Genomic DNA, 25,095 nt, shown 5'->3' on the forward strand with positions numbered 1-25,095 from the left:
TAATAATAATAATAATAATATATATATNTNTTTTTTATTATATGCCTTATTTAATACTAATCTTGCCCTAAATAGATACCATATTCAAATCCCTTAAATTTATATATTTAAGCATATATTTTTTGAAAGAGATTATATCAATTAATTATAATTTCAAAAATTATATAAAGCACTCCATATATGACCACTTGATGAAGTACATAGATAAGCAGGCTGTGCCTGCCCATAACACATATAAAACTCAATATTTTATTTTTTCTGAAAATCTTGTTCAGCTCTATTTTTTCTTTACATTCCAATTCATATTTTATTTCATTTTTGTAATCATCCGTTTTAATTTCAAAAATTTTTTCAGTATTTATATCTTTATAAAACTTACCTATAAAATAGCCTGTAAATGACAAAAATATCCATGGAATTATAGGGAAATAATCAGCAGAGTAAAAATCATCTCTTGGAAATCCATATATAAATGAAAGCGGAAGTTTTTGCATAAAATTATATATACCTACATAAATGTCGCTTTTCAAAAAATATTTACTCTTTAAAACTATGAATATACTAAGCGTTATCAGCGAAAATATCGCATATTCAATATTTATTTTATTTCCAAACTTTTTAAAAGACTTGTAATTCGTTTCATTTTGAAATCTATTTTTACTGCAATTTTTATGGCTGTTTGTACTTTTATCTTCTATTTTTTTCACAAAGAATATTGCAAGCATAGAAAAAGCTAAGAAATGTATAATACCGAATTTAATTGCAAACTCGTCGGACACAAGAGTTGTCACAACGGTTATAATTATTGATATTATACTCAGCTTAACAGCATTTCTTAGCAATTTTTTACTAAAGTTGGTTGAAAATCCCGATAAAAATATAAAGCTCATACATATGTATTGCTGATAAAAATACCATGAATTAGTAGAAAAAAACGGCATATTAACAGAAAATACATATTTTAAATCATACAGCGTGTGATAGATAATCATATGAATTATAGTAAAGCCGCGCAAAAAGTCTATAATATAAATTCTATTAGACATAAACTCTCCAATTTATGCTATTATCTAATCTAAATAGCTCTTAGTATTACATCATTATATCAAGCAACATTCCTCTTATATCGTCCATTTTTTTCAATATTCCCATATGATCTATCTGTCCGTTGATAAAATCTTTTGTAAGACTCTCAAGCTCTCTATCTACTGTTTTTACTATGGAATAATTTCTATATCTTCCTTTTCTGTCGAGAAAGTTTTCGTTGCTGAATTGATGAGAGTTTTGTGTAGCTACATTTAAAAACTCTTTTACCAATTTTTTGTATTCCAATATATCTTTTAAATAAACTTTATCTCCTATTTTGTCTGATTGCACAGTTATTTTCTCAAATATGTTTTCAAGCTCTTCTTTTACGGACTCTGATTTTATTTTGTCGAATTTTTCCATAAACTCAGTTCTTGATTTTTTCTTCGGATTTATTTTATCTAAGTTTTGTAATTCTTCTACTTCTCCTATTTTTAAACTTTTTAAGATATTTGTATTTTTTTGTACTTGAGAAACCGCATTATTATTTACTTGATTTGTAATTTCCATAATATCCTCCATATATAATATATGAAAATTTTTATTAAATTTATATATCTTATTTATTGATATTAAAATATATTTTATTATATTTAAGCATTATTTTATTATATCGGATTATTTAAAAATTATTTTTAGTAAATTAAAATAATAATTTGGTATTTGAAAAATATAAATTATAATATTTTGACCTTTTACAGTATTTTTTATATTTGAGTAAAATTATATTAAATTACTTTTTTTAAACTTTCCTGATAGTCTCTTTTCACTTCTTCCAAAAGATTTTTGTCTAATATAAGTTCTAAAGCCGTATAAGCCAACGCTTTTGAGCAAAATCTTATAGATTCCAAGCCGTATTCACTGCAAGCTGCCTGCCTAAAACCTTCTGTATGCCCTACTATTTTGTCTAAAGATATTCTAAAACTTGGTTGTATTGTAGGCACTACATATGATACGTTTCCTACATCTGATGAGCCTATACTTTTCTTGCCGAAATGGTCTATTTCATAACCCAAGTCTTCTACATTTTTGGCATATATTTCATCTAATGTCCTTGTCATTACCATATCGTCCACGCTGTTTTCTTCTTGTATCAATTCTCCTCTTGCTCCTGTTTGAAGTCCGGCACCTTTTACTATATTGTCAAATTTTATTCTCAATTCTTCTACTTGTTTTTTTGTATTTGCTCTTAGATAAAACTTAGCTTCTGCAAATTCCGGTACTATATTGGGCGCATCTCCTCCTGAGGTAATTATACCATGTATTCTTACATCAGGTGTAACGTGTTGGCGGAGTGCATTTACACCGTTAAATACTTGTATTACTGCGTCAAGTGCATTTATTCCTTGCTCAGGCGATGCCGCTGAGTGTGCAGGTTTTCCGAAAAATCTTACTGTAAGAGGAATTATTGCAAGGAGATTGCTGCTCACAGCATTTCTGTCGGCAGGATGAGCACAAAGAGCTATGTCTACATCTTTAAAAAATCCTTCTCGTACAAAACTGCACTTTGCACTGCTGTTTTCTCCGCCTTCTTCTCCCGGAGTTCCATATACTCTTACTTCTCCGCCCACTTCATCAATGACGCTTTTAAGCCCTGCCGCCGCCAAACTGCTGTTCGCTGCGAACAAATTATGTCCGCAAGCATGTCCTATGCCTACAAGTGCATCATATTCAGCTAAAAAAGCTATCACAGGTCCTTTTTTTCTTGATTTATATGTTGCGGTAAATCCTGTTCTGTGTCCTGCAACATCTACTTTTATATCAAAACCTTCTGCTCTTAATTTTTCTGACAGCAATTTGCAAGCTTCAAATTCATAGTTGCTGACTTCCGGCTTATCATGAATTTTAATGGCTATTTGCTTATATTCATCTATATGTTCATCTATAAATTTGCTTATTTTTTCTTTATAACTCATATTTATCGCCTTTCTTTTTTCGAAGAATAATACATTAATAATATCGCTTTGTAAAATGCATTGCACTAAATTTAATTTTAAACAATTAATTATATTTGTCAATTATCTATAGTTGATATAGTTGATAAGCACACCTCATTTTACCATACAGGTATTGTTTGACCGCCGTATTGTCTATCAAGCGCTTCTTTTGTAGCATCTGTTTGATATTCTTTTACTATAAGTTTAAAATCTTCTTTTTCGACATCTTCTTTTCTTGCTGCAATTATATTCCATAAGTGAAAATGTCTTATTGACATTTTTTATTTTAATCATTGACTTGCTCCTCTAATACAAATTAATCTCTCCTAAACTGATTAAGTATAATCAAAATTTATAACTAAAATTTAAGTATGTGTATATTATAATTTTTTATTTCAAAAATCCAACACAAATATAGTAATTCTAACATATGTCATATTTATTATCAGCTATAAATAAAACTTATAGCATTCCATTATATTAGCGTCTTAAATTTATAATTGCAAAAAAACAACAAAAAATGATATACTTAAAATATTATGTTAAAAAATTTTTAATTTTTCATTATATTTATAGTACAATACTAAACACTAATTAAAAGTACATTAAATTATGCAGTTAAAGATTTATATTTTTTAAGTGGCAAATTATATAAAGCTTAGATATTTCATAATTTGTAATAGTGTTTAGCATAAATATTCGTTTGAGAGGTTGAAAAGTGAAAAAATTCAAGTTAAATCTATTTTTATCCATTTTTATATTTGCTTTTACTTTACAAAGCGTAAATATTTTTGCAGATGATATAAAGTTTTCCAATTTTCCTGTTATAGCAGGTGGAGCAGGAGCTGTTATGGACTTTGACAGCGGTGCTGTCTTATGGAGTAAAGACGGTGATTCTCAAAGGACAATAGCATCAATGACCAAAGTTTTAGCTGTAGCCGTAGCTTTTGATGAAATAAAAGCAGGCAATCTTCATATGGATGATAAAGTTGTTATAAGTGCAAATGCAGCAGCTATTTCAAACAATCCTATGTGGTCCGGACACGAAAGTTTTAAAGCAGGAGAAATACAAACAGTCAGAGATTTATTGAATAACGCTGTTGTATTTTCAGGAAATGCGTCTATAGTAGCCATAGGTGAACATATTTCAGGCTCTACAGCAGAGTTTGCAACAAAAATGAATGCTTTAGCAGAAAAAATAGGAATGAACGGATATTTTGTAGATCCTGCAGGTATGAGCGAAAATAATACAACTACTGCAAAATCTATGTTAAAACTCGGAAAATACATCTACGAAAACTATGAAAACGAAATAAAAAGTATGACTATGCTCAGTAGCGTATATGTACACGGCATTTTAAAAAAATCTACCAATATGCTTTTAAATAACGGATATTCCGGAATAGAAGGATTAAAGACAGGTACGTACAGCTCTTACAATGCCAATTTTATAGGAGTCGCAAAGAGAGGAGATAAAAGACTGATTGCAGTAACAATAAATACCCCTACTGCCAACAGATTTTCAGATATAACCTCTATGTTTGAGTTCGGATGGAAAAATGATTTTAATCAATATTGGAAAAATGACAGCAGATTGACTGAAACACAAATATCGTCAGATAAAAAAATCCTTTAAACGGAGATAAATTTAAAATTACTTTGATGAATAAAAAGCTGAAAAATATAAACAACTTTACAGGAAAGGTCAGATGGTTTATAAACGGTGAGCCGTACCTTGCAAACAGCATAAGAGATATGAATTATTCCAACCTCGGTCAAATAGAGGTATCAAAAAATGATGATGAACCTATGAGAATAACAGCTCAACTGTGGTTCGGCAACGAAATGTATGACAGCTATTCTATGATTTTCCAAGATGGTATCAATGAAACTCAAAATGATATGGCTGAAACTGTAACAGATAATATAGATTTATATGAGAATCCAATACAAAGCTCTAAATATAATATTAACCTATAATTAAAAATATCAACTAATGAAATAATTATATAATAAAAATTCCATTATCCTATTAACTTTTAGTATAAACTACAAAAAACAGTAAAATCGCAATTTACTGTTTTTTGCATTTGTGATGACTATATTCAGTAGTTTCTCTAAAATATTATAAAATTATCACTTACCCCTATGTTTTTGTTTGCGTTTTTCCTGTTTTAGTTCAAATTTTTTCTGTTTTTCTAACTCCTTATTTTGTTTACTGTACGCTTTTCTTTCCATTTTCATTTCTTCTCTTTGTTGTTGTAATGCTATTTGCGATTTTGAACTTGTTCCTGATTGTTTAATCTTATTTCTTACTTCTCTTTGCAATCTTTTTGGATTAGAATGTTCTGCCTTAATATCAGTTTCTACTTCTGAACTGAATTTCAATTTGCTATAATTTTTCAAAATGAATTCATATACTTCACAATCTTTAGGTTCTGCTCCGAATACAATTTTACATACAGAAAGTTTATTTTTTTCTATATGCTCAAAAACACCTGCCCAAAAAGGATTATCAAAAAATATTGTTAATTTATCTGTTATTTTTTCCATAACAGTCCCTCCTTAATAATTTTTATCAAAGAACGGACAACCCCGGAGGGGGAAGGTTACTTACCTAAATATCATTTAGACGACTGGGCTACCTACCAGTTCTAATACATTTATTATAAATGTATATTGCGTTTTTATCTTTGAATTAATACTAAACACTATTTAAATTTTGAACATTATATAAAAAATAGATAATAGCTATACCATTTTTTAATTTATTTTACAGGTTTTCTATGGACAAATTTGCCATAGCCTTTTTCACCTTTGAAATGACCGTCTTGATATACAATCTTACCTCTTGACAAGACACAATCAATCTTACAGCTTACTTCAAAATCTTCATACGGTGTATAGTCGCAAGCTGAGTGTAAATTCACTTGCTTAAGCTTTTCCGATACTTTATCGTCTATTATCATTATATCTGCATCTGCATTTGGCATTATCGTACCTTTTTGCGGATACATTCCGAATATTCTTGCAGGATTTTCGCACATAAGCTCTACAAATTTGTTCACAGAGATTCTATTTTTGCCGACTCCATATGTGAATATAAGTCTTACTCTTTCTTCCACTCCCGCTACTCCTCCGGGAGCTTTTGTAAAATTACCTTTACCTTCCAATTTTTCTGAAAAATAAAACGGACAATGGTCTGTCGCTATAACATCGACTGTACCGTCTTGCAGCGCTGTCCAAAGAACCTCGTTATCCTCTTTTTTCCTAAGCGGTGGAGCCATAATGTATTTAAGTCCCTCATCATTTTCTTTTTTGTAGCAATCGTCTGTTAAAAGTAAATATTGCGGACAAGTTTCGACTTTTAAATTTTTAAGCCCTTTTTGTCTTGCCAATTTTATCTGATCTATAGATTCTTTAGCTGAGGTATGCACTATATAAAGGTTGCTGTCATCTGCAAGCTCGGATAATTGTATCAACCTTCCCACTGTTTCACTTTCTGCATTATTAGGCCTGCTTAGTGCGTGATATATAGGCTCTGTTTTCCCCTCTTGGACAAATTTTTTTTGAAGATAATTAGTTATCTCGTGATTCTCACAGTGTACTGTCAATACTCCGCCTGTTTTTTTCATACTTTGCAAAATTCTGTAAAATCCTTCGTCTGTAGTGGGAAAACCGTATGTGCTGTATGCTTTGAAACTTATTATACCCTCGTTTTCTACAATATTTTCAAGTTCTTTTATTATTTCGTCATCCACGTGTTGAATAACTCCATGGAAAGAATAATCTATTGCTGATTTTTCTGCAAGCTCCTTGTATCTGTCTATGCTGTAATGCAAGTTACAACCGGCAGGCCCGAATGCTATATGATCTATAATCGTAGTTGTACCTCCGCAAGCCGCTGCAACAGTACCTGTATAAAAATCGTCTACACTTGTAAATTTTTCCGATTGTCTAAGCTCCATATGTGTGTGTGCATCTATTGCTCCCGGCATTACATATTTGCCGGTTGCATCTATCACCACATCTGCAATTTTTTCGTCAAACTTACCTATAGCTTTTATAATTTCATCTTCTATAAGTATATCGGATACAAACATTTCACTTGAAGTCACTACATTTCCGTTTTTAATTAAAGTCAGCATAATTATCTCCTGTATCTTTATAAATTTTAATTATAAATAAAATTTTCAATCTATGATATAATATTATTATAGATATTTTATAAAAATTTTCAAGACGATTATTTTTATTTGTTAAGCAATATCATTTTATTTACATAGGGGGTAGTTATGAGCGAAAATTTAAAGGAAAGTTTGATAGATTTCCTGTCAAAAAAAAGATACACATCCTCAAGATTTTGATGAAATATGTGCTTTTTTTCAAGATATACAAGCAGATGAAGTACAAAATATATTGGACGAAATGGTAGAAGACGGTCTTGTAGTCAAAACTCCTAAAAAGCAAAAATACACCGTACCGGAAAAATTGGGTATGAAAGCTGGTATAGTGCTTATGACACAAAAAGGCTTTGCGTTCATAAGACCGTCACTTGACGAAAGAGATATATTTGTATCAAGAGCCGACTTAATGGGCGCAATGGACAAAGATAAGGTATTAATCGAAATCACAAGACCGCAAAAAGACGAACAGAAAGCTGAAGGAAAAGTGGTACAGATATTACAAAGAAATATAGACACTGTAATAGGCAGATACCAAAGACAAAAAGACTACGGTTTTGTTATACCGCTAAGCAGAAAGATAACATCAGATATATACATACCTAAAAAATATGAAAACGGTGCAAGAGAAGGCGATACAGTAGAATGTGAAATATATCAGTATGCTCAAAGCGAAAAAAAAGCGGAAGGTAAAATAATAAAAATAATAGCTGATAAAAATGACAAAGATGTATATTTCAAAGCCATATTTGCAGAAAATAAATTGAGCGAGAATTTCCCTGCAAAAGTTTTAAAAGAAGTAAGTAGAATACCTGAAGATATAAATATGAGTAAAGTTCAAAATAGGCTTGATTTGAGAGATGAGTTCATATTCACAATAGACGGTTGGGACGCAAAAGATTTGGACGATGCAATATCCATATCAAAACTTCAAAACGGCAATTACTCGCTCGGTGTACATATAGCAGACGTATCTGAATATGTAACTGAAAATACCGCCCTCGATTCAGAGGCGTTTAGACGTGGCACATCTGTATATTTAGTGGACACTGTAGTGCCTATGCTTCCGGAAAAATTATCAAACGGAGTCTGCTCACTTCATCCGAACGTTGACAGATTGGCACTGTCTTGCATAATGGAAATAGATAGCAAAGGCAAAGTAGTAAATCATAAAATACAAAAAAGTATAATAAACTCACACGCAAGATTGGTATATACAGAAGTATCCGATTTTTTGGAAAACGGAGATGAAACCGTATTAAAAAAAGGTGAAATTTTAAGAGAAGTTCTCACTTTGAGCGATGAACTTGCAAGGCTACTAAGAGAACACAGATTTGCAAGAGGAGCAATGGATTTTAATTTTCCTGAAAGCTCTATAGAAATGGACGAAAATAAAAATGTAATAGACATAAGACCGGAAGAGAGAAGAATAGGAAACAAAATAATCGAAGAATTTATGCTCATAACAAACGAAACTATAGCCGAAGAATTTTATTGGGCATCTATACCGTTCGTATATAGAGTGCACGAATATCCTGACGTAGACAAACTCAGAAAACTCTTGCCGATTTTGGAAACTTACAACTATAAACTAAAGATAGATGACGATGTACACCCTAAGCAATTACAAGATTTATTAGACAACTTAAACGGAAAAAAAGAAGAGGAAGTAATATCCACACTATTGCTTCGTTCACTAAAAAAAGCAAGATACAGCCCGATATGTCTCGGCCACTTTTCACTATCGCTTAAATATTACTGCCATTTCACATCACCTATAAGAAGATACCCTGACTTGCAAATACACAGGATAATAAAAGAATATTTGGACGGCAAAATAGACGAAAGACGAGCAAAATATTTGGACGGTGTGGTGACAAAAGCGTCAGAGCAATCATCACTTATGGAGCAAATGGCGGACGATGCGGAAAGACAAGTAGACGATTTGAGAAAAGCTCAATATATGACAAAATTCGTAGGCGATACATTTGAAGGAGTTATATCCTCAGTTACAAATTTCGGCATATTCGTAAGGTTGGACAACACCGTTGAAGGCTTGGTACGATTTGTAGATATGATGGATGACCGATATGAATTTGACGAAACAAACTATGCTGTAATTGGTAAATCCACAGGCAAAAAATATACTTTGGGTGACAAAATAAAAGTAAAAGTAGTAAGAACATCGGAAGAATTCAGAGAAGTGGATTTTGCAATAGTACAATAAAGTAAATGTTTAATGTTTTAAAATTTGTGTATAATTTAATTATATAGAATTTATACCGGTTCCAAATTTTATACTGTTAATAAACTAATAGATTGCATATTATAAAAAATTATAAGACTTATAATATTTTATATTTGCACTTTAACAGTTGCCGTATTAATAATATGCTTTGATTATTAATAAATTTATTCTATAAATAAATACAAAATAAGGAGATTTAAAAATGAAAATAAGTGCAAGAAATCAATTTAAAGGAAAAGTAGTAAAAATAACAGAAGGAGCTGTTCACTCAATAGTTAAGATAGATATCGGCGGTAACGTTATAAGCTCATCTATAACAAACGAAGCTGTAAAAGAGCTTGGCCTTGCAGAAGGCAAAGAGGCATATGCAATAATAAAAGCATCTAATGTAATGGTCGGAATAGAATAATTTTAAAGGGACTGTTGAAAAATAATAAAAATCATATCAGCAGTCCCTTTTCGTTTATACTATTTTCTATACGATATTTTCACAATTTAAACATCATTTAAAAAATATTGTATTCTATCATCATATAACTTTTTATACTAAAAATATTAAATAATCATATAATTACATTACAACAAAATTATTTACAGTCAATAAAATAATACCTTCAAATACAAAACTCTCATCAGTACATATGATTATAAGTTAAATTTATTTAACTGTTCCTGAAAACATATAAAATTTGTCAGTATCTATTGATATGTCAATATTCAACATATCTTCCCAAAATTTTGTTTCAGTATTCACATCTCTAAGCGTTCTTGATATATTATTTCCGACATTTTTATGTATATTTTCTATAAAATTTCTGCTTCTTCCATGTGCTACGGTTATTCTCGCTCCTATTTTACAAACTTGTTTCAATTTAAATTTTAATTTTTCAACATCCATGATATGCGGGTAAGCATTGTACATATACACCATATCAAAATCATTTTCGTCCAGTTCCAAAACATCCATATTTTTCAATTTTATATTTGTGAACTCTCCGTATTTTTTTCTTGCTATCTCAAGCATTTTATCGGATACATCAACTCCAACTATTTCAATTGGATTATATTTAAGCAAACTGTCAAACAATACTCCTGTACCGCATCCTATATCCAAAACTTTCATATTATTTTTTATACCCGTTATTTCAAATATGGCTTTCAAAAGATCGTCGTCCGGCTTGGACTCATTATCCCAATGTGACGCTTTAATGTTAAAAAACTCTTTTATATCGTTATTTATTTGTTCCATAACTCTCCTAATTTTTTATAATAAAGCAATATTTACTATGCTGTTAATTATAATATTTTTTATTTTTATAATCAAGCCAAACCCACTTACTTATCTTTTAAATCCGACTTTTATTTTCATATTTATATTATTAATCCAAAATAAACAGTTCATAGTTTAAAAATTTATATATGAGCTTCATTGTTTTCATATTTTTTTATAGCAAACATTATAGCAGGTATAAAGATAAGCTGTATTATTATTCCAGGTAATCCTGTGATAATCGAACCTTGTATGTATACCAAAAACGGCGGAAGTTTTACAGAGAACATACTAATCAAAACAGAAACGGTTATTCCCGCCACAATTCTTCCGACTATCATAGATATAACAAGTGAAAAAACATAATTCATTTTCAATTTGACATGAAGTATTGATGCTACAAGCCCATATGCTCCAAGTTCAGCCATCATTATAGGCAACATCGGAAATGCAGGCGGCATCCCCGTCAACAAACTCGACAACAGCGGAGTTACAACACCTACAGAAAGTGCATAAAGCGGATTTAATAAAAGCCCTCCAAGCAAAACAGGTATATGCATAGGCAACAATACTTTTCCTGCCGCCAATAAGTGAAAAATTATCGGTAATATAATTCCTACAGCTATAAAAAGCCCTGATAAAATAACGTTTTTTAAATAAGTATTATTTTTCATAATATTTTCTCTCCTTTTTCATTTTATTCTATAATAATAAAGTTTTTTGAAAAAGTCAAATAATTAATATTTTTTTGTTATTTATCTAAAAATTCATAAAAATATCATAAATAAAAACTGTTTTTTATACGATTTTAACGCAATCATATATATTTTGAACAGATTACTATATAAATTATGCTAAATACTATCTAAGATATAAGAATTACTTATATTTTTGTGTTATTTTATAAAAATTTATGGTATTATTTACTTATAATTAATAAAAAGGGAGCGTGATTACAATTAATACAATTAATTTTAATGAACGTTATAGATTGGTTACAAGAAGCGACTTTGACGGCTTAGTTTGTGCCATGATTTTAAAAGAACTCGATATATTGGATGAAATCAAATTTGTTCATCCAAAAGACATACAAGATAAAATAATAGACATAACAGGCAGAGATATTCTTACTAATTTACCTTATGATGACAGAGCATTATTGGTATTCGACCACCACAATTCAGAAAAACTTAGAAACAAAGAGCTTTTAAATGCTGAAAATTATATAATTGACGGTAATGCTCCAAGTGCTGCACGTGTAGTTTACAGTTATTTCATAAAAGAACATAAGGCTAAACTTGACAGAATAAGCGATGAGCTTATGAGAGAAGTGGATAAAGCCGACTCGGCTATGTATAATGAAAATGAAATTTTAAATCCTACAAGATGGACACTTTTGAATTTCATAATGGACGCAAGAACTGGACTTGGCAGATTTAGAAACTTCAGAATTTCAAACTATGATTTGATGATGAAATTGATTGATTTTTGCTTGGAAAACAACAATATAGATGATATATTGGAATTGCCCGACGTTAAAGAAAGAGTAGATTTGTATTTTGAGCAACAGGAGCTTTTCAAAAAACAATTGAATAAAATAGCAAAAGCAAATAAAAAAGTGCTCGTACTTGACTATAGAAATGAAGATATAATCTATGCAGGCAACAGATTTTTATGCTATTCAATATACCCTGATATAGAAATATCTATAAATGTAGTAAAAGGCAAGAACAATAATATAGCTATTATGATAGGAAAATCTATAATAAACAGAAATTCTGCCTTTGACATAGGCCAATGCTGTCTTTCATATGGCGGTGGCGGACACAAAAACGCCGGAACTTGCCAAGTATCTGCAAATGAAGCTGATAAAGTGCTTGCAGAAATCATAGAAAAAATAAACAATAACTAATTTAAAAAGGCTATTATCAACTATAGAAAATGTTGAAATAGCCTTTTTTACCAATACCTAATCAATACTAATATATGGTCATTTATAAATATATTTATATAAATCATTTGTTTTTAATGTACTCATACTATTTACTAATAAAATTATGGATAAATTATATGACATTAATATACATAGTTTATTGGAAAAATTAACTATTATAATTTTCCATTATTCTATAAATTTCAGTATCAATTTTACTTAGCCAATAAATTCTTAAAAACAATAATATCGATTATTCTATTATATACGCCGATACTATTTCTCCAAAGTATGAAGTATGAAAGTCTTTATTATTTCCTGACTTTATATCGTCTACATATTGAGGATAATAATTTATTATGTCTTTTGGTTGTATTACATTTTTATCCTGTTCTTGTTTATATATCACTCTACATTCCAAAGTCAAAGGCAACTGTTTTATTCCTGGCACACTTATTATTTCAGGTTCTTCAAGTGTAAGACCTAAATGTTTTATCTTATCTACATCTCTGCCCGATTTTGTTCCACAAAAGCCTATTATTTTTTTGTCAAAATCACCTATAGGCACATTTATTGTAAATTCCGGATTTTCGTCTAACATAGACTTTGTAAATCTTCTTTCTCTTACAAATGTATTAAAAATAGGCTTATTCCATTCAATCCCCAACATTCCCCAAGCAATTGTCATAGTATTCACTTTTTCATCTACTTTTGTAGTTATAAGTATGCCTTGGCTTAGTGATTTCATAATATGACCTGCATATTCAAATAAATCTATTTTTCTTTTCATAATGTGACTCCTTTTTTAAAAACTCTTTATTATATCACTGTCAAGCTCTTTTATTATTGCTGTTGCCAACTTGACCATATTTTCATAATCCTGATATGTTATGATACCGTGATGAGTATGAGGATATCTCACAGGTACTCCGATTACAATAGTAGGAACACCTGAGTTTGATGTGTGTATAGCGCCTCCGTTTGTTCCTCCTCCTGTTCTCACAGCATCTTGACAAAGTATGTCATATTTTTTTGCAATATCAAGTGCAAATCTTTGAAATCTCGGATTTGCTATCATTCTCGGATCCATATGTCTAAGCATAGGTCCTTTTCTTAATTTTGTTTGCATTTGATAAGGCTCTGCAAATGTATCATCTGCAGGTGTACCTTCCATAACTATGGCTATATCAGGTTTTACAGCATTTGTAGCCACAATTGCTCCACGAGTTCCCACTTCTTCTTGTGATGTCAGCGTACCTATCAAATTTACTTTCAAATTTTCATTTTCAAGGCTGTTCATAATTTCTATAACACTTGCACAACCTGCCCTGCAATCAAATGCTTTGCTTTTAATTATGTCGAAATCTTCATCATATTCAAACACGCCCTCTAATATAACAGGCATTGCAATATCTACTTTAAAATGTTCTTTAACCTCTTTATCCGTACTTGCTCCTATGTCTACAAACATATTTTCAAGCGAAAGTTCTTTATCCTGTCCTTTGTAATGAACAGGTGTGCTCGTGATTATACCTGTTATATATTTGTTTTCAGCGTTTCGTATTTTTACTCTGTGAGCAGGCAAATTATGTGCTACAAATCCGCCTATCGGAATTATCCTGATGAGTCCGTTAGGCTTTATAGATTGTGTTATAAAACCAACTTCATCTATATGTGCATCAAGCATAACCGTAGGCAAAGACGTGTCATTTTTTGTCCTTTTTATGTATAAATTCTGCATAGAATCTCTGTCTGTTATCAGAGTGTTCGAAAGATATTTTTTTGCCTCTTCGACAGCTTCTTCTTCAAAACCTGATATACCGTTTGCAAGCGTCAAATCCTGCAACATTTTTAAATTTAATTTTTTATCCATATGCACTCTCCTCAACTTCTTTTAACTAATATTAATAATTATATCATATTAAGCAAAAAAAATGTTATAATATATTTTAATGTATAAAATATTTTTACATAATAATAAATTTTTTAATAATTTTAATAAGCCTATAAAGATACTTTTAAAATTATAATATCTTTAATATTTAAAAACCTAATTAATTGCAAATTATACATATCGTCAATTAATTTCTAACTAAAATAGGTCACGATAAGTATAATTTCAATTAAATCCAAAGTATTGTAATGAAACTTATTATAAAGGAGTGCAAAATGATACCTATACTAACAATTGCAGGCTCTGATTGTAGCGGTGGAGCCGGAATACAGGCAGATTTAAAAACTTTTTCCGCACACGGACTTTTCGGTATGAGTGTAATCGTAAGCGTTGTAGCTGAAAATACCGCAACAGTTACAAGCGTTGAAACAATATCTGAAAAAGTCATAATAGACCAAATAAACTGCGTGTTTGACGACATATATCCGAAAGCTGTAAAAATAGGCATGCTCCCAAGCATAGAATCTATGAAAGCAGTAGCAAAAAAATTAAAGGAATATGGGGCAAAAAACATAGTTGTCGATCCTGTTATGTATGCGAAAAACGGATTTCCGCTTATGGACGTAGAAAACATAGACACGCTTATAAAAGAAGTAATTCCTATAGCAGATTTAATAACTCCTAATATACCTGAAGCTGAAGCTATATCCAAAATGAAAATAGAAACTGTAGACGATATGAAAAAAGCCTGCGAAAAAATAATAGCAATGGGTCCGAAAGCCGTACTTGTAAAAGGCGGTCATCATATAGGAGATGCAATAGATGTATTATTTGACGGCAAAGAATATCACACATTTAAAACGAAAAGAATAGAAACCAAAAACACTCATGGCACAGGCTGTACACTTTCATCAGCAATAGCCTCCAACTTAGCTCTCGGATTTGATATGTATAACTCCGTAAAATCAGCTAAAGATTATGTTACAACTGCAATAGAGCACTCATTATCACTTGGCAGTGGTTGTGGACCTACTCACCACTTTTACGATTTATACAAAAAAGCAGGCGTTATAAAAGAATAAAAAAACATCACTTCAAAGCAATGTCAAGAACTTATAAAAAAACAGATGTTATAAAATAATGAAAAGGGAACATACTATGATTAGCTCAAAACAATTTTTAGAAAATATAAAAAATAAATCTCCTCTTGTACACCACATAACCAACTATGTCACTGTAAATGACTGTGCAAATGCAACTCTTGCAATAGGTGCATCACCTATAATGACAGCTCAGATAGAAGAGTTGGAGGATATAATTTCAATATCATCCTCTCTTGTTGTAAATATCGGAACTATGGATAAAATAGAGGCTTTTTTGACAGCACCTAAAATTGCAAACGCAAAAAATGTACCTGTCATACTCGACCCTGTAGGGGCAGGTGCAAGCAAAAAAAGAAATGAAGTAATAGAAAATATGCTTATAAATTCAAAGTTTGCAGTTATAAAGGGCAATTTGTCAGAAATATTGTCAATTGCAGGTATAAGTGCAAATACAAAAGGCGTAGACGTATCGGAAGATGACAAAAATACAAGCACAATAAAAATATCTCAAATTGCAATGAAACTTGCAAAAACTTACAACTCCGTAATAATAGTGACAGGAAAAGATGATATAGTTGCAGATGAAAACAACGCCTACAAAATATCAAACGGTGTCGATTATATGTCTAAAATTACAGGTACAGGCTGTATGAGTGCGTCAATTTTAGGCTCATTTATAGGAGCAAATGAAGACTATCTCACTTCATCAATAATTGCAATAGCTACTATGGGAATAGCAGGAGAACTTGCATATGAAAAGACAAAAAATATAGGTAGCGGAAATTTCAGAGTATCTCTCATAGACAATTTGAGCATGATGAATGAAAAAATATTTGAAAAATACGCAAAAATAGAAAAAATATTTTAATTTTAAATAATTTATACTTAATAACAAAAAAATTTTAACAACTATTATAAAATCAAAAAAATAGGAGAATATATGAAAAATATTGACTATACAATGTATTACGTCACCGATGAAGACCTTTTGAGCAGTAATCATACCTTGGAAACATCTGTACAAGATGCCATTTTAGGTGGCTGTACAATGATACAGCTTCGAGAAAAACATTCATCCACTCTCGATTTTTATAACAAAGCCGTAAAAATTAAAGCTATTTGCGACAAGTACAACATACCTCTTATAATAAATGACAGAATAGACGTAGCTCTTGCAATAAATGCAGACGGAGTACATCTCGGACAAGACGATATGCCCCTTGATATTGCAAGAAAAATTATGGGAGATGGCAAAATTATAGGAATATCAACCTCAACTTTAGATGAAGCTCTAATCGCTCAACAAGGCGGTGCAGATTATGTAGGTGTAGGTGCTATGTACAGCACAAACACAAAAACTGATGCCAATTTGACAACTATAAACGAGCTTACAAAAATAAAAAACAATCTAAAAATACCTGTAGTTGCAATCGGCGGTATAAACCTTGACACAATACCTACTCTAAAACCTGCACAAATAGACGGAGTTGCAATAGTATCCGCTATATCTATGCAGGAAGATACCGTATCTGCAACAAGAAAATTAAAAAATACTTTTTTGAAACAATATCAAACTAAAGGCGTAATATTCGATATTGACGGTACTCTGCTTGAAACCATGAACATATGGGACAATGTACTTCTAAACCTTATGAATACACTTAATATCAGCTATACCGAATATGAAATACAAAAGATATGGAATATGGGTTTTGCAGAGCTTGCACAGTTCAGCATAAAAAAATTCAAGCTTGATATGAGTGTAAAAGAATTTTGGCAACTTATAAAAAAATTATCAGTCGAAGAGTATAAAAATAGCAAAATACACTTAAAAAAAGGTGCAAAAAAAACTGCTTGAGTATCTCAAAGAAAAAGATGTAAAATTAGCCATAGCAACTGCCCTTTGCAAAGAACAGTATAAAATAGTGCTTACAAAGACAGGTATCATAGACTATTTTGACATAATAGCATCAAGCGTAGATTTAAAAATGGAAAAATCAGATAGACAAATATTTGACTATATAGCAAAGAATCTACAAGTTCCAAACAAAAATCTTATTTTTTTTGAGGACGACATAAACTCGTCAACAGGTGCAAAACGTGCAGGAGTAAAACTATGCATAGTGTCAAACAAGAAATATAACGGTAACAGCAAATTTGACGCTCTCATAGATTATAAAATAGATGATTTTGAAAATAAATTGATATATGATGAAATAATAGTGGAGAAAAATCAGTGAAAATTTTACTGCGACTGTCAATAATATTGGATATATTTATTTATGTATGTTTTTTTATAGGGTTTGCACTTGGAATTGTAGGCGTGGAAATCGGCTTTTATATGATTGGATTTGTTTTCAGATATGGACTTATAATATCCATAGTCAGCATTTTATTAAAGCTCGTTGTTATTATTTTGAGTTTTAGTAGAAATAAACATACATTTTCTATTGCCCTATCTTCTATGCGGAATCTACTTATTATTGGCGGACTGATAGCAGGAATTTACTATATCGGTAAGGTTATGAGTGCTGTAGGATAGTATTTTAGAAAATTTTAATTATTTGCAAAAAAATTATTTTATTGTTATAAGCAAGGAGTATTATTTATGAAGTTAAGCGAAATTTTATTCAATTCGGTAGAACATATATGGAACAGCTATTTAACTCACCCTTTCATAACCAAAATGGCTGACGGTACACTTGAAATAGAAAAATTCAAATATTATATGCTTCAAGACTATGTATATCTCAAAGACTATATAAAAGTTTTTGCTGTAGGCAGTACAAAATCAAATGAGTTCGATGAAATTAAATTTTTCTGCGATAATATGTATGCCGTATTGGACGAAACATACAAGGTACATATACCATATATGAAAAGGCTCGGCATAACAGAAAAAGATATAATAAATGTAACACCGCACATAGACAACACAAGCTATACCAAATATATGCTCTATGAAGGGCAAAACGGCGATATGCTCTCCTGTCTTATAGCTATACTGTCATGCTCATGGAGTTACGCATTTATATCAAAAAAAATTGTGGAAAAAAACAAATCTTGCCTTGAAAACGAAACATATGGCGAATGGTTCAACGGATATTATTGCAAAGAATATCAGGAAACAAACGAAAAATTAATACAAAAAGTGGATAATCTATCAAACAATCTATCTCAAAAAACTATAGACAAACTCACAGAAATATTTGTAAATTGCAGTATATACGAAGCAAAATTCTGGGATTTGGCATATGATAGCAAAAACCATTAAAACTAAACACTGTTTATATAAGCCTTACTATAAAATTATATATTTATTCTATTGAAAATAAGCCTAAAAAATGCAATAAACAAAATATATTAGAGCATCATATTAAAAAATATCTATATTTAATGGAAATAGTATAAAAACATAGTTTTAAGCTATGGTTTTATACTATTTTATTTAATATTTCTCCTATATCACCATCTATGCAAATGCTCCTGTCCTCAATCTCTCGTGGACAAAATGCTTCTCCATAATTTATACAAGCATATACTGCTTTTTCATTCGAATTTGTCATCTGCCAAAACAGATATTTTACAATTACAGGTGTATTAGCTCCAACACCAAGTTCTAAATATAACGTATGCATTTTGCCATGATTGTTCAAAAATTCATTATATCTCTCATAAGCTTCATGCCACCCCTCATCCTCAACAAAAGAATCGTCCGCACGAAGATTTAGAGTCATATCCAAGCCGTCATCAGGACATTTCGGAATAAGCTCAATAGGAATATGCATAACTATATCTTTATTTTCAGGTACTGTAAAAACCCCTGCATTATCTTTTACAAATCCCTGTGCTTCCATTGCCTTCATAACCCAATCTTCATTATCATAAGTCTTTTTTATATCATGGTTCACACTTTGAAACAAACCATAATCTCCCTGAGTATAAAATAAGCGTTTTTTATCAAAACCTGCTTTTTGGAATTGATGATCTACGTTTGTAGTGATTACAAAATAATCCTTATCCTTTATCAACGAAAATAATTTATCATAAACAGGTTTTGGTGTTTTTACATAACGATTGAAATAGATATGCCTTGCCCACCATGCCCAACGTGTCTGAACATCTTCAAACGGATAAAAACCGCCTGAATACATATCATTAATTCCATATTTCTTTGCAAAATCAAAGAAATACTTTTCAAATCTTTCACCGCTATAAGTAAAGCCTGCTGATGTAGAAAGCCCTGAGCCTGCTCCAATTACAATGGCATCCGCAGATGTAAGCTCAGATTTTAATCTTAAAATTTGTTCTTCCTTGCTTACTGTTTTCTTAGATATATGCTTGTTAAAATAATTCATTATATCAACTCCTCATAATATCTCTTGTCCTCATCCTTAAACACATTGAAAATCACTCTATCCATTTTGTCAGGATTTTCTATGAGCCACTGATTTACAATATTTACAGCTATCTGTGATGCTCTTTTATTTGGAAAACAAAATACTCCCGTAGAAATACAACAAAACGCCACAGATTTAAGTCCATTTTCTGCACACATATCCAGTGTATTTTTATAACAGTTTTCCAATTCTTTTTCATGTTCAATCGTAAGTTCTCCACTTACAATAGGTCCTACTATATGAATTACTTTCTTTGCAGGCAGATTATACGCATCTGTAAGCATAGGTACAGATGTAGGTTGTTCATAATTACTTTTGTATTTCTTTCTAAGCATTTTCATTTGTTCGTTACATTCTTCTCTAAGCTGCACTCCTGCAAAAGTATGAATTTGGTTATCTATGCAAGTATGCATAGGCACAAAACAGCCAAGCATCTGTGAATTTGCCGCATTAACTATAGCATCTACTTTAAGCCTCGTTATATCTCCCTGCCAAATAGATAATTTATCTTTAATAACAATAATATCTGAAATCTCTACAATTCCTTTTTCTTCAGCTCTTTCTTTCAAATATTCGTCTTGAACCTCAAGCACATTGTCAGGCATAGGTTTAGGTAAGCGTATATTCATCAAAGAACGCAAAACTTTTCTCTTTCCTTCTATACTATTTGGAATATCTAAATTTTTGTATTCTTCTGATTCGCTCTTAAATTTTTCAATAAGATAATCAAGTCTTTTTTCTTGTACTTCCTTCTTATCCATTTTTCACCTGCTTCCTGCTGTTTTTACTCTTCATAAAAACCACCTTATACTAAAAATCAATAAAAATATTGAATTATTCAGTGAATAGATTATGTGACACCATAAATTTATTAACTAAAGATATTGTAAAAGTTGTTATTCATAGAAAATGGATTATCTCTACTATTAAATTGCTTATTAGTATTAAATAAATTTTAGAAAATTCAGCTCAAATTCAACCTAAGCCATTTTTTATTATTCCTTTACAATAACTCCTGCATTTCTGTATGCAAATCTGCAACAGAATATTTTTTCATTTCATTTTCCATTGCAAGCTGTATAGTTTTTAGCTTGTCATCCAACAAGGTATGAATATTCCTCCCTACCGGACATTTGGGATTAGGATTTTCGTGAAAATTAAACAGTTCTCCGTTTTCTATAGGCTCTATAGCCTCATATATATCATAAAATGTAATCTCTTTAAGAGGTCTTGTAAGTTCAATCCCACCTGTACCTCTTGCTACTGTAATAAGTCCTGCATTTTTAAGTTGTGTCAGAATTTTTCGAATGATAACAGGATTCGTATTTATACTTCCTGCAAGAAAGTCGCTTGTAATCTTATACTCATCTTTAAATGTATCTACACAGGTAAAAATATGCAAGGCTACAGTAAATCTGCTCGATATTTGCATAGCATCATCCTCCTGCTATCATTCTACATTCATTTGGTTGTAATTTCAAGAGTTACATTAAAATTTTCCATTTTTATTTTGCCAAGTAGCCTCATCAGCTATACTCTCCATAATATCCCAGTGTTCAGCTATCTTACCGTTTTCAACACGGAACAAATCATAATATGATGTCAAAACACCGCCAAATGTACCTTCACTAACTGCAAGTGCAAAATCTCCATCAGCAAGTACAAAATATGTCTTGTTGTATATCATTTGTATTCCTTGTTTTGCCAATGCTTCCAAAGCAGCTCCAAGCCCGGAAAGTCCATCAGCTATTGATATATTATGTTGAATATACTTATCTCCGTCAAAATATGAAGTGAGTTTATCAGGGTTTTCTCCTCGAAGAACATCCCCTACAAATTCTGAAACAATTTTTCTTGTTTCTTCTTTGTCTACATTTTTCTTCTCTAATGTTCCGTCTGTCTGAGTATGTCCTGATGGATTAGGCTCTGCTTTAGGAGCCAAATTATCCCAGTGTTCTGCTATTTTACCTTCTGAATCAAATCTGAAAATATCAAAAGCAACTTGTTCACCTGTTCCCGCAAAATTATATACCGTCTGTAAAAATACTTTATCTCCATCTTCAAATGCTCTGATATTTTCTACTGTTGTTTTTACCGGTGCTGATGCAAGATAAGTAACAGCACCCACAAATGCCTCTGCTCCTGTGCCATAAGCAAGATTATGTTGAATATAATCTTCAGCAAGAAGTTCCTTTGCTTTTGCTACATCACCTGTTACAAATGTGTTAATAAGTGCTAATGCTTTTTCTTTATTTGTCATAATAGTATCCTCCTAAATATATATTTTTCGATGTAACCGTTATGGTTGCATCTTGTAATCTTATAGTATCACTTTTTAGATGTAATGTCAATAGTTACATTAATTTTTTTTCTATGCATAAAAATATCGGTGTGCTACTAAGGCATACACCGATATAATCATATGTTTTTATTTTAATTGTTCCTTTAATATTAATATTCGTCTTATTATGGATACATATATAGGTCGTTTATTTTAAATATACAAGCTATTTTGAAAAATATATGTTTTTTCATATTTCTGTATAATTTTTATCAGATATAATCATCGAGCCTTTATCATTTCAAGTGCGTTATAATTGGCTTTTATAGTGTATTTTATATCTTCCTCACTCATAGCTGTGTTGAAAAATATAGCTTCAAACTGTGCGGGAGGTATCAGTATATTCTGTTCAAGCATTGACTTGAAATATTTTGCATATAATTTTACATCTGATGTCTGTACATCTTCATAATAATTTACTTCTTTTTGTGTAAAAAATAATGACATCATAGAATGAAATCTATTTATTTTAAAATCTAAATTTAATCTTTTCATATTTTCTTTAAAGCCTTGCTCAAGCTTTATAGCTTTTTGCTCTAAATCTTCATATACTTTTGGATTGTCTTTCAATTTCTGTAGAGTTTTAACTCCCACGCTCATTGCAAGAGGATTTCCTGACAGCGTTCCGGCTTGATATACTTTTCCAAGCGGTGATACCATATTCATTATATCTTTATGTCCTCCATATGCACCTACCGGAAGTCCTCCACCTATTATTTTCCCAAAACACACCATATCAGGCTCAATATTAAATATCTGACTTGCACCGCCATAAGACAATCTGAAACCTGTTATTACTTCATCAAATATGAGTATTATATTTTTTTGTCTTGTAATTTTTCTCAGCTCTTTCATAAAACTTTCGCTCGGTACAACAACTCCCATATTTCCTGCCACCGGCTCTATTATTACTGCTGCAATATCGTCATCTATCGCATCTATAACTGAATTAATATCGTTATATCTGCATACCACTGTGTTTTTAATGAATTCGTCAGGGACTCCAAGGCTTGTAGGTGTATTAAAGGTAAGAGTGCCTGAACCTGATTTTACCAAAAGTGAATCGCTATGTCCATGATAGCAACCTTCAAACTTGATTATTTTTTTCTTGCCTGTATATCCTCTTGCAACTCTTATTGCCGACATTGTAGCTTCTGTTCCCGAATTTACCATACGCACCATTTCACATGCGGGATAAGCGTCTGTTATCATCTGTGCCATCTCTACTTCAACATATGACGGTACACCGTAGGTTATTCCGTTTTCTATGGCTTTTATAAATTCCGTTTTTATATCCTCATCATTATGACCGAATATTAGAGGACCCCATGAAGATATATAATCTAAGTATTTATTGCCGTCTACATCATATATATATGCTCTGTTTGATTTTTGTACAAATATCGGAAAAGTATCTACACTGCCAAATGCTCTTACAGGGCTGTTTACTCCTCCTGGTATTATTTTTTTTGCATGTTCAAATGTAGATAGTGATAGCTCTCTGTTCATCATATTCCTTTCATCATTGATTTTGAAACTATTCGATAAAATTGCAAATTAAAACTCATTTTTTTACCTTTTATAGCTATAAAATCATAAATAATATAAAAAATTATTTTTATTGAAGTATTATTTTAAAACTTGAATAACTGTTTTAAAGATAAATATATTAATAAATCTTGCAAAATTAAACAAGGCGGTCAAAAGTATTTATTTTTTCAATAACTCTGATAAATATTTTGCAAAATATGTGATTATTAAATCCGCTCCGGCTCTTTTTATGGCAATCATAGTTTCGTATATGACATCTTCTTTCATTATACCGTTGTCTACTGCATTTTTAAGCATAGCGTATTCTCCACTCACATTATATGCTACAAGAGGTATATCACATTTTTCTTTGAACATATTGATTATATCAAGATATGCCAAGGCAGGCTTGACCATAATCATATCTGCACCTTCTTTTATGTCAAGATACGCTTCTCTAAGTGCCTCTTTTGAATTGTGATAATCCATTTGATATGATTTTCTGTCGCCACTGCTTGGAGCAGAGCTTGCCGCTTGTCTGAAAGGACCGTAATATGACGAAGCATATTTGGCTGTATATGATAATATTGCTACATTTTCATAATTATTTTCATCTAAGCATTTTCTGATTTTTCCTACTCTGGCGTCCATCATATCCGATGGTGCTACCATATCAGCTCCGGCTTTTGCGTGACTGAGTGCAATTTTAGCAAGATATTCTAAGGTTTCATCGTTTTGCACATACCCTTCTTTTAATATCCCGCAATGTCCGTGTGAAGTGTATTGACACATACATACATCTGTTATTACGTAAAAATTTTCGTCTATCTCTTTTATTTTTTTTACAGCTTTTTGAACTATTCCGTTTTCATCATATGCACTGCTACCACATTCGTCTTTATAAGAAGGTATACCAAATAATATAACTGCACATATACCTAAGGATTTCAGCTCATTTATCTCATCTTCTATCTTATCAACTGAATAATGATAGCAATCTTTTAGAGAATTTATCTCCTCTTTTATGTTTTCTCCTTCTACTATAAACATAGGATATATAAGCTCTTTTACAGATAAGCTTGTTTCCCTTACCATATCTCTTATGATTTGTGTTTTTCTAAGTCTTCTCGGTCTTTGCATTATATCCATAATGATTTTATTCCTTTTTA

General features: G+C 31.0%; 27 protein-coding genes. 11 read left to right on the plus strand and 16 right to left on the minus strand.

Annotation, left to right across the window (positions count from 1 at the left end):
• Positions 1 to 137: 137 nt before the first annotated feature.
• From HMPREF9629_RS08525 to HMPREF9629_RS11570, 4 genes are all read right to left on the minus strand, one after another.
• The gene (locus HMPREF9629_RS08525) at positions 138 to 1,046 is read right to left on the minus strand and encodes a heparan-alpha-glucosaminide N-acetyltransferase domain-containing protein (RefSeq protein WP_009525993.1); all 909 of its coding nucleotides are present in this window, start codon (positions 1,044 to 1,046) and stop codon (positions 138 to 140) included.
• Positions 1,047 to 1,092: 46 nt separating this feature from the next.
• Entirely contained in the window at positions 1,093 to 1,596 is a 504-nt protein-coding gene (locus HMPREF9629_RS08530; RefSeq protein ID WP_009525994.1) for a YaaR family protein, read from the minus strand.
• A gap of 218 nt (positions 1,597 to 1,814) precedes the next feature.
• The gene (locus HMPREF9629_RS08535; protein WP_009525995.1) at positions 1,815 to 3,002 is read right to left on the minus strand and encodes a M20 family metallopeptidase; all 1,188 of its coding nucleotides are present in this window, start codon (positions 3,000 to 3,002) and stop codon (positions 1,815 to 1,817) included.
• 140 nt (positions 3,003 to 3,142) lie between these two features.
• Positions 3,143 to 3,301, minus strand: coding sequence for a MetQ/NlpA family ABC transporter substrate-binding protein (locus HMPREF9629_RS11570; RefSeq protein ID WP_009525996.1), 159 nt, complete (start codon positions 3,299 to 3,301; stop codon positions 3,143 to 3,145).
• A 440-nt stretch (positions 3,302 to 3,741) separates the two neighbouring features.
• Here HMPREF9629_RS11570 and HMPREF9629_RS08540 point away from each other — a divergent pair, with 440 nt between their 5' ends.
• Entirely contained in the window at positions 3,742 to 4,659 is a 918-nt protein-coding gene (locus HMPREF9629_RS08540) for a D-alanyl-D-alanine carboxypeptidase family protein (protein WP_009525997.1), read from the plus strand.
• Between the two features lie 26 nt (positions 4,660 to 4,685).
• On the plus strand, positions 4,686 to 5,003 hold the full coding sequence (locus tag HMPREF9629_RS12275) for a hypothetical protein (protein WP_009525998.1): 318 nt from the start codon (positions 4,686 to 4,688) through the stop codon (positions 5,001 to 5,003).
• A gap of 156 nt (positions 5,004 to 5,159) precedes the next feature.
• Here HMPREF9629_RS12275 and HMPREF9629_RS08545 read toward each other — a convergent pair whose 3' ends face one another.
• Positions 5,160 to 5,576, minus strand: a complete 417-nt coding sequence (locus HMPREF9629_RS08545) for a YjdF family protein (RefSeq protein ID WP_009525999.1) — start codon at positions 5,574 to 5,576, stop codon at positions 5,160 to 5,162.
• Positions 5,577 to 5,791: 215 nt separating this feature from the next.
• Positions 5,792 to 7,171: a dihydropyrimidinase gene (hydA, locus tag HMPREF9629_RS08550; RefSeq protein ID WP_009526000.1), complete on the minus strand. Its 1,380-nt coding sequence runs from the start codon at positions 7,169 to 7,171 to the stop codon at positions 5,792 to 5,794.
• 244 nt (positions 7,172 to 7,415) lie between these two features.
• On the opposite strand from hydA, the gene rnr reads away from it, so the two are divergent.
• Together rnr and HMPREF9629_RS08560 are read left to right on the plus strand one after the other, a co-directional pair.
• Positions 7,416 to 9,434, plus strand: a complete 2,019-nt coding sequence (gene rnr, locus HMPREF9629_RS08555; RefSeq protein WP_242822039.1) for a ribonuclease R — start codon at positions 7,416 to 7,418, stop codon at positions 9,432 to 9,434.
• 223 nt (positions 9,435 to 9,657) lie between these two features.
• A complete protein-coding gene (locus tag HMPREF9629_RS08560; RefSeq protein ID WP_009526002.1) occupies positions 9,658 to 9,864 on the plus strand; it encodes a TOBE domain-containing protein in 207 nt (68 codons plus the stop codon).
• Positions 9,865 to 10,113: 249 nt separating this feature from the next.
• Here the strand turns inward: HMPREF9629_RS08560 and HMPREF9629_RS08565 are convergent, their stop codons facing one another.
• Both HMPREF9629_RS08565 and HMPREF9629_RS08570 read right to left on the minus strand, forming a co-directional pair.
• A complete protein-coding gene (locus HMPREF9629_RS08565; protein ID WP_009526003.1) occupies positions 10,114 to 10,704 on the minus strand; it encodes a class I SAM-dependent methyltransferase in 591 nt (196 codons plus the stop codon).
• 164 nt (positions 10,705 to 10,868) lie between these two features.
• A complete protein-coding gene (locus tag HMPREF9629_RS08570) occupies positions 10,869 to 11,399 on the minus strand; it encodes an ECF transporter S component (protein WP_009526004.1) in 531 nt (176 codons plus the stop codon).
• Positions 11,400 to 11,674: 275 nt separating this feature from the next.
• Between HMPREF9629_RS08570 and HMPREF9629_RS08575 the strand changes: the two genes are divergently transcribed.
• Positions 11,675 to 12,637: a DHH family phosphoesterase gene (locus HMPREF9629_RS08575; protein ID WP_009526005.1), complete on the plus strand. Its 963-nt coding sequence runs from the start codon at positions 11,675 to 11,677 to the stop codon at positions 12,635 to 12,637.
• A gap of 274 nt (positions 12,638 to 12,911) precedes the next feature.
• On the opposite strand, the gene HMPREF9629_RS08580 is transcribed toward HMPREF9629_RS08575, so the two are convergent.
• Both HMPREF9629_RS08580 and HMPREF9629_RS08585 read right to left on the minus strand, forming a co-directional pair.
• Positions 12,912 to 13,448: a flavin reductase family protein gene (locus tag HMPREF9629_RS08580; protein ID WP_009526006.1), complete on the minus strand. Its 537-nt coding sequence runs from the start codon at positions 13,446 to 13,448 to the stop codon at positions 12,912 to 12,914.
• A 15-nt stretch (positions 13,449 to 13,463) separates the two neighbouring features.
• Positions 13,464 to 14,531 (minus strand): M42 family metallopeptidase, encoded by a 1,068-nt coding sequence (locus tag HMPREF9629_RS08585; RefSeq protein WP_009526007.1) that lies wholly within the window; start codon positions 14,529 to 14,531, stop codon positions 13,464 to 13,466.
• A 296-nt stretch (positions 14,532 to 14,827) separates the two neighbouring features.
• Between HMPREF9629_RS08585 and thiD the strand changes: the two genes are divergently transcribed.
• From thiD to tenA, 6 genes are all read left to right on the plus strand, one after another.
• Positions 14,828 to 15,634, plus strand: coding sequence for a bifunctional hydroxymethylpyrimidine kinase/phosphomethylpyrimidine kinase (thiD, locus tag HMPREF9629_RS08590; RefSeq protein ID WP_009526008.1), 807 nt, complete (start codon positions 14,828 to 14,830; stop codon positions 15,632 to 15,634).
• Positions 15,635 to 15,710: 76 nt separating this feature from the next.
• Complete coding sequence (gene thiM / locus HMPREF9629_RS08595) at positions 15,711 to 16,523, plus strand: hydroxyethylthiazole kinase (protein ID WP_009526009.1); 813 nt, start codon at positions 15,711 to 15,713, stop codon at positions 16,521 to 16,523.
• A gap of 72 nt (positions 16,524 to 16,595) precedes the next feature.
• The gene (gene thiE, locus HMPREF9629_RS12280; RefSeq protein WP_009526010.1) at positions 16,596 to 17,513 is read left to right on the plus strand and encodes a thiamine phosphate synthase; all 918 of its coding nucleotides are present in this window, start codon (positions 16,596 to 16,598) and stop codon (positions 17,511 to 17,513) included.
• Positions 17,494 to 17,895 carry an HAD hydrolase-like protein gene (locus HMPREF9629_RS12470; protein WP_009526011.1) on the plus strand — a complete coding sequence of 134 codons (402 nt, stop codon included), beginning with the start codon at positions 17,494 to 17,496 and terminating at the stop codon, positions 17,893 to 17,895. The genes thiE and HMPREF9629_RS12470 overlap by 20 nt, the downstream gene beginning before the upstream one ends.
• Positions 17,892 to 18,197, plus strand: a complete 306-nt coding sequence (locus HMPREF9629_RS08610; protein ID WP_009526012.1) for a hypothetical protein — start codon at positions 17,892 to 17,894, stop codon at positions 18,195 to 18,197. Before HMPREF9629_RS12470 ends, HMPREF9629_RS08610 begins: the two co-directional genes overlap by 4 nt.
• A 66-nt stretch (positions 18,198 to 18,263) precedes the next feature.
• Complete coding sequence (tenA, locus tag HMPREF9629_RS08615; RefSeq protein WP_009526013.1) at positions 18,264 to 18,929, plus strand: thiaminase II; 666 nt, start codon at positions 18,264 to 18,266, stop codon at positions 18,927 to 18,929.
• 160 nt (positions 18,930 to 19,089) lie between these two features.
• On the opposite strand, the gene HMPREF9629_RS08620 is transcribed toward tenA, so the two are convergent.
• From HMPREF9629_RS08620 to hemB, 6 genes are all read right to left on the minus strand, one after another.
• A complete protein-coding gene (locus tag HMPREF9629_RS08620) occupies positions 19,090 to 20,013 on the minus strand; it encodes an SIR2 family NAD-dependent protein deacylase (protein WP_009526014.1) in 924 nt (307 codons plus the stop codon).
• Entirely contained in the window at positions 20,013 to 20,816 is an 804-nt protein-coding gene (locus HMPREF9629_RS08625) for a protein-ADP-ribose hydrolase (RefSeq protein ID WP_009526015.1), read from the minus strand. The genes HMPREF9629_RS08620 and HMPREF9629_RS08625 overlap by 1 nt, the downstream gene beginning before the upstream one ends.
• Positions 20,817 to 21,058: 242 nt before the next feature.
• Positions 21,059 to 21,487: an Rrf2 family transcriptional regulator gene (locus HMPREF9629_RS08630; protein ID WP_009526016.1), complete on the minus strand. Its 429-nt coding sequence runs from the start codon at positions 21,485 to 21,487 to the stop codon at positions 21,059 to 21,061.
• Between the two features lie 57 nt (positions 21,488 to 21,544).
• Positions 21,545 to 22,315: a nuclear transport factor 2 family protein gene (locus tag HMPREF9629_RS08635; protein WP_009526017.1), complete on the minus strand. Its 771-nt coding sequence runs from the start codon at positions 22,313 to 22,315 to the stop codon at positions 21,545 to 21,547.
• 303 nt (positions 22,316 to 22,618) lie between these two features.
• Complete coding sequence (hemL, locus tag HMPREF9629_RS08640; RefSeq protein ID WP_040012705.1) at positions 22,619 to 23,908, minus strand: glutamate-1-semialdehyde 2,1-aminomutase; 1,290 nt, start codon at positions 23,906 to 23,908, stop codon at positions 22,619 to 22,621.
• Between the two features lie 198 nt (positions 23,909 to 24,106).
• Positions 24,107 to 25,075, minus strand: a complete 969-nt coding sequence (gene hemB / locus HMPREF9629_RS08645; protein ID WP_009526019.1) for a porphobilinogen synthase — start codon at positions 25,073 to 25,075, stop codon at positions 24,107 to 24,109.
• Positions 25,076 to 25,095 lie beyond the last annotated feature (20 nt).

Source organism: Peptoanaerobacter stomatis, from assembly GCF_000238115.1.
Taxonomy (GTDB): Bacteria; Bacillota; Clostridia; order Peptostreptococcales; family Filifactoraceae; genus Peptoanaerobacter; species Peptoanaerobacter stomatis.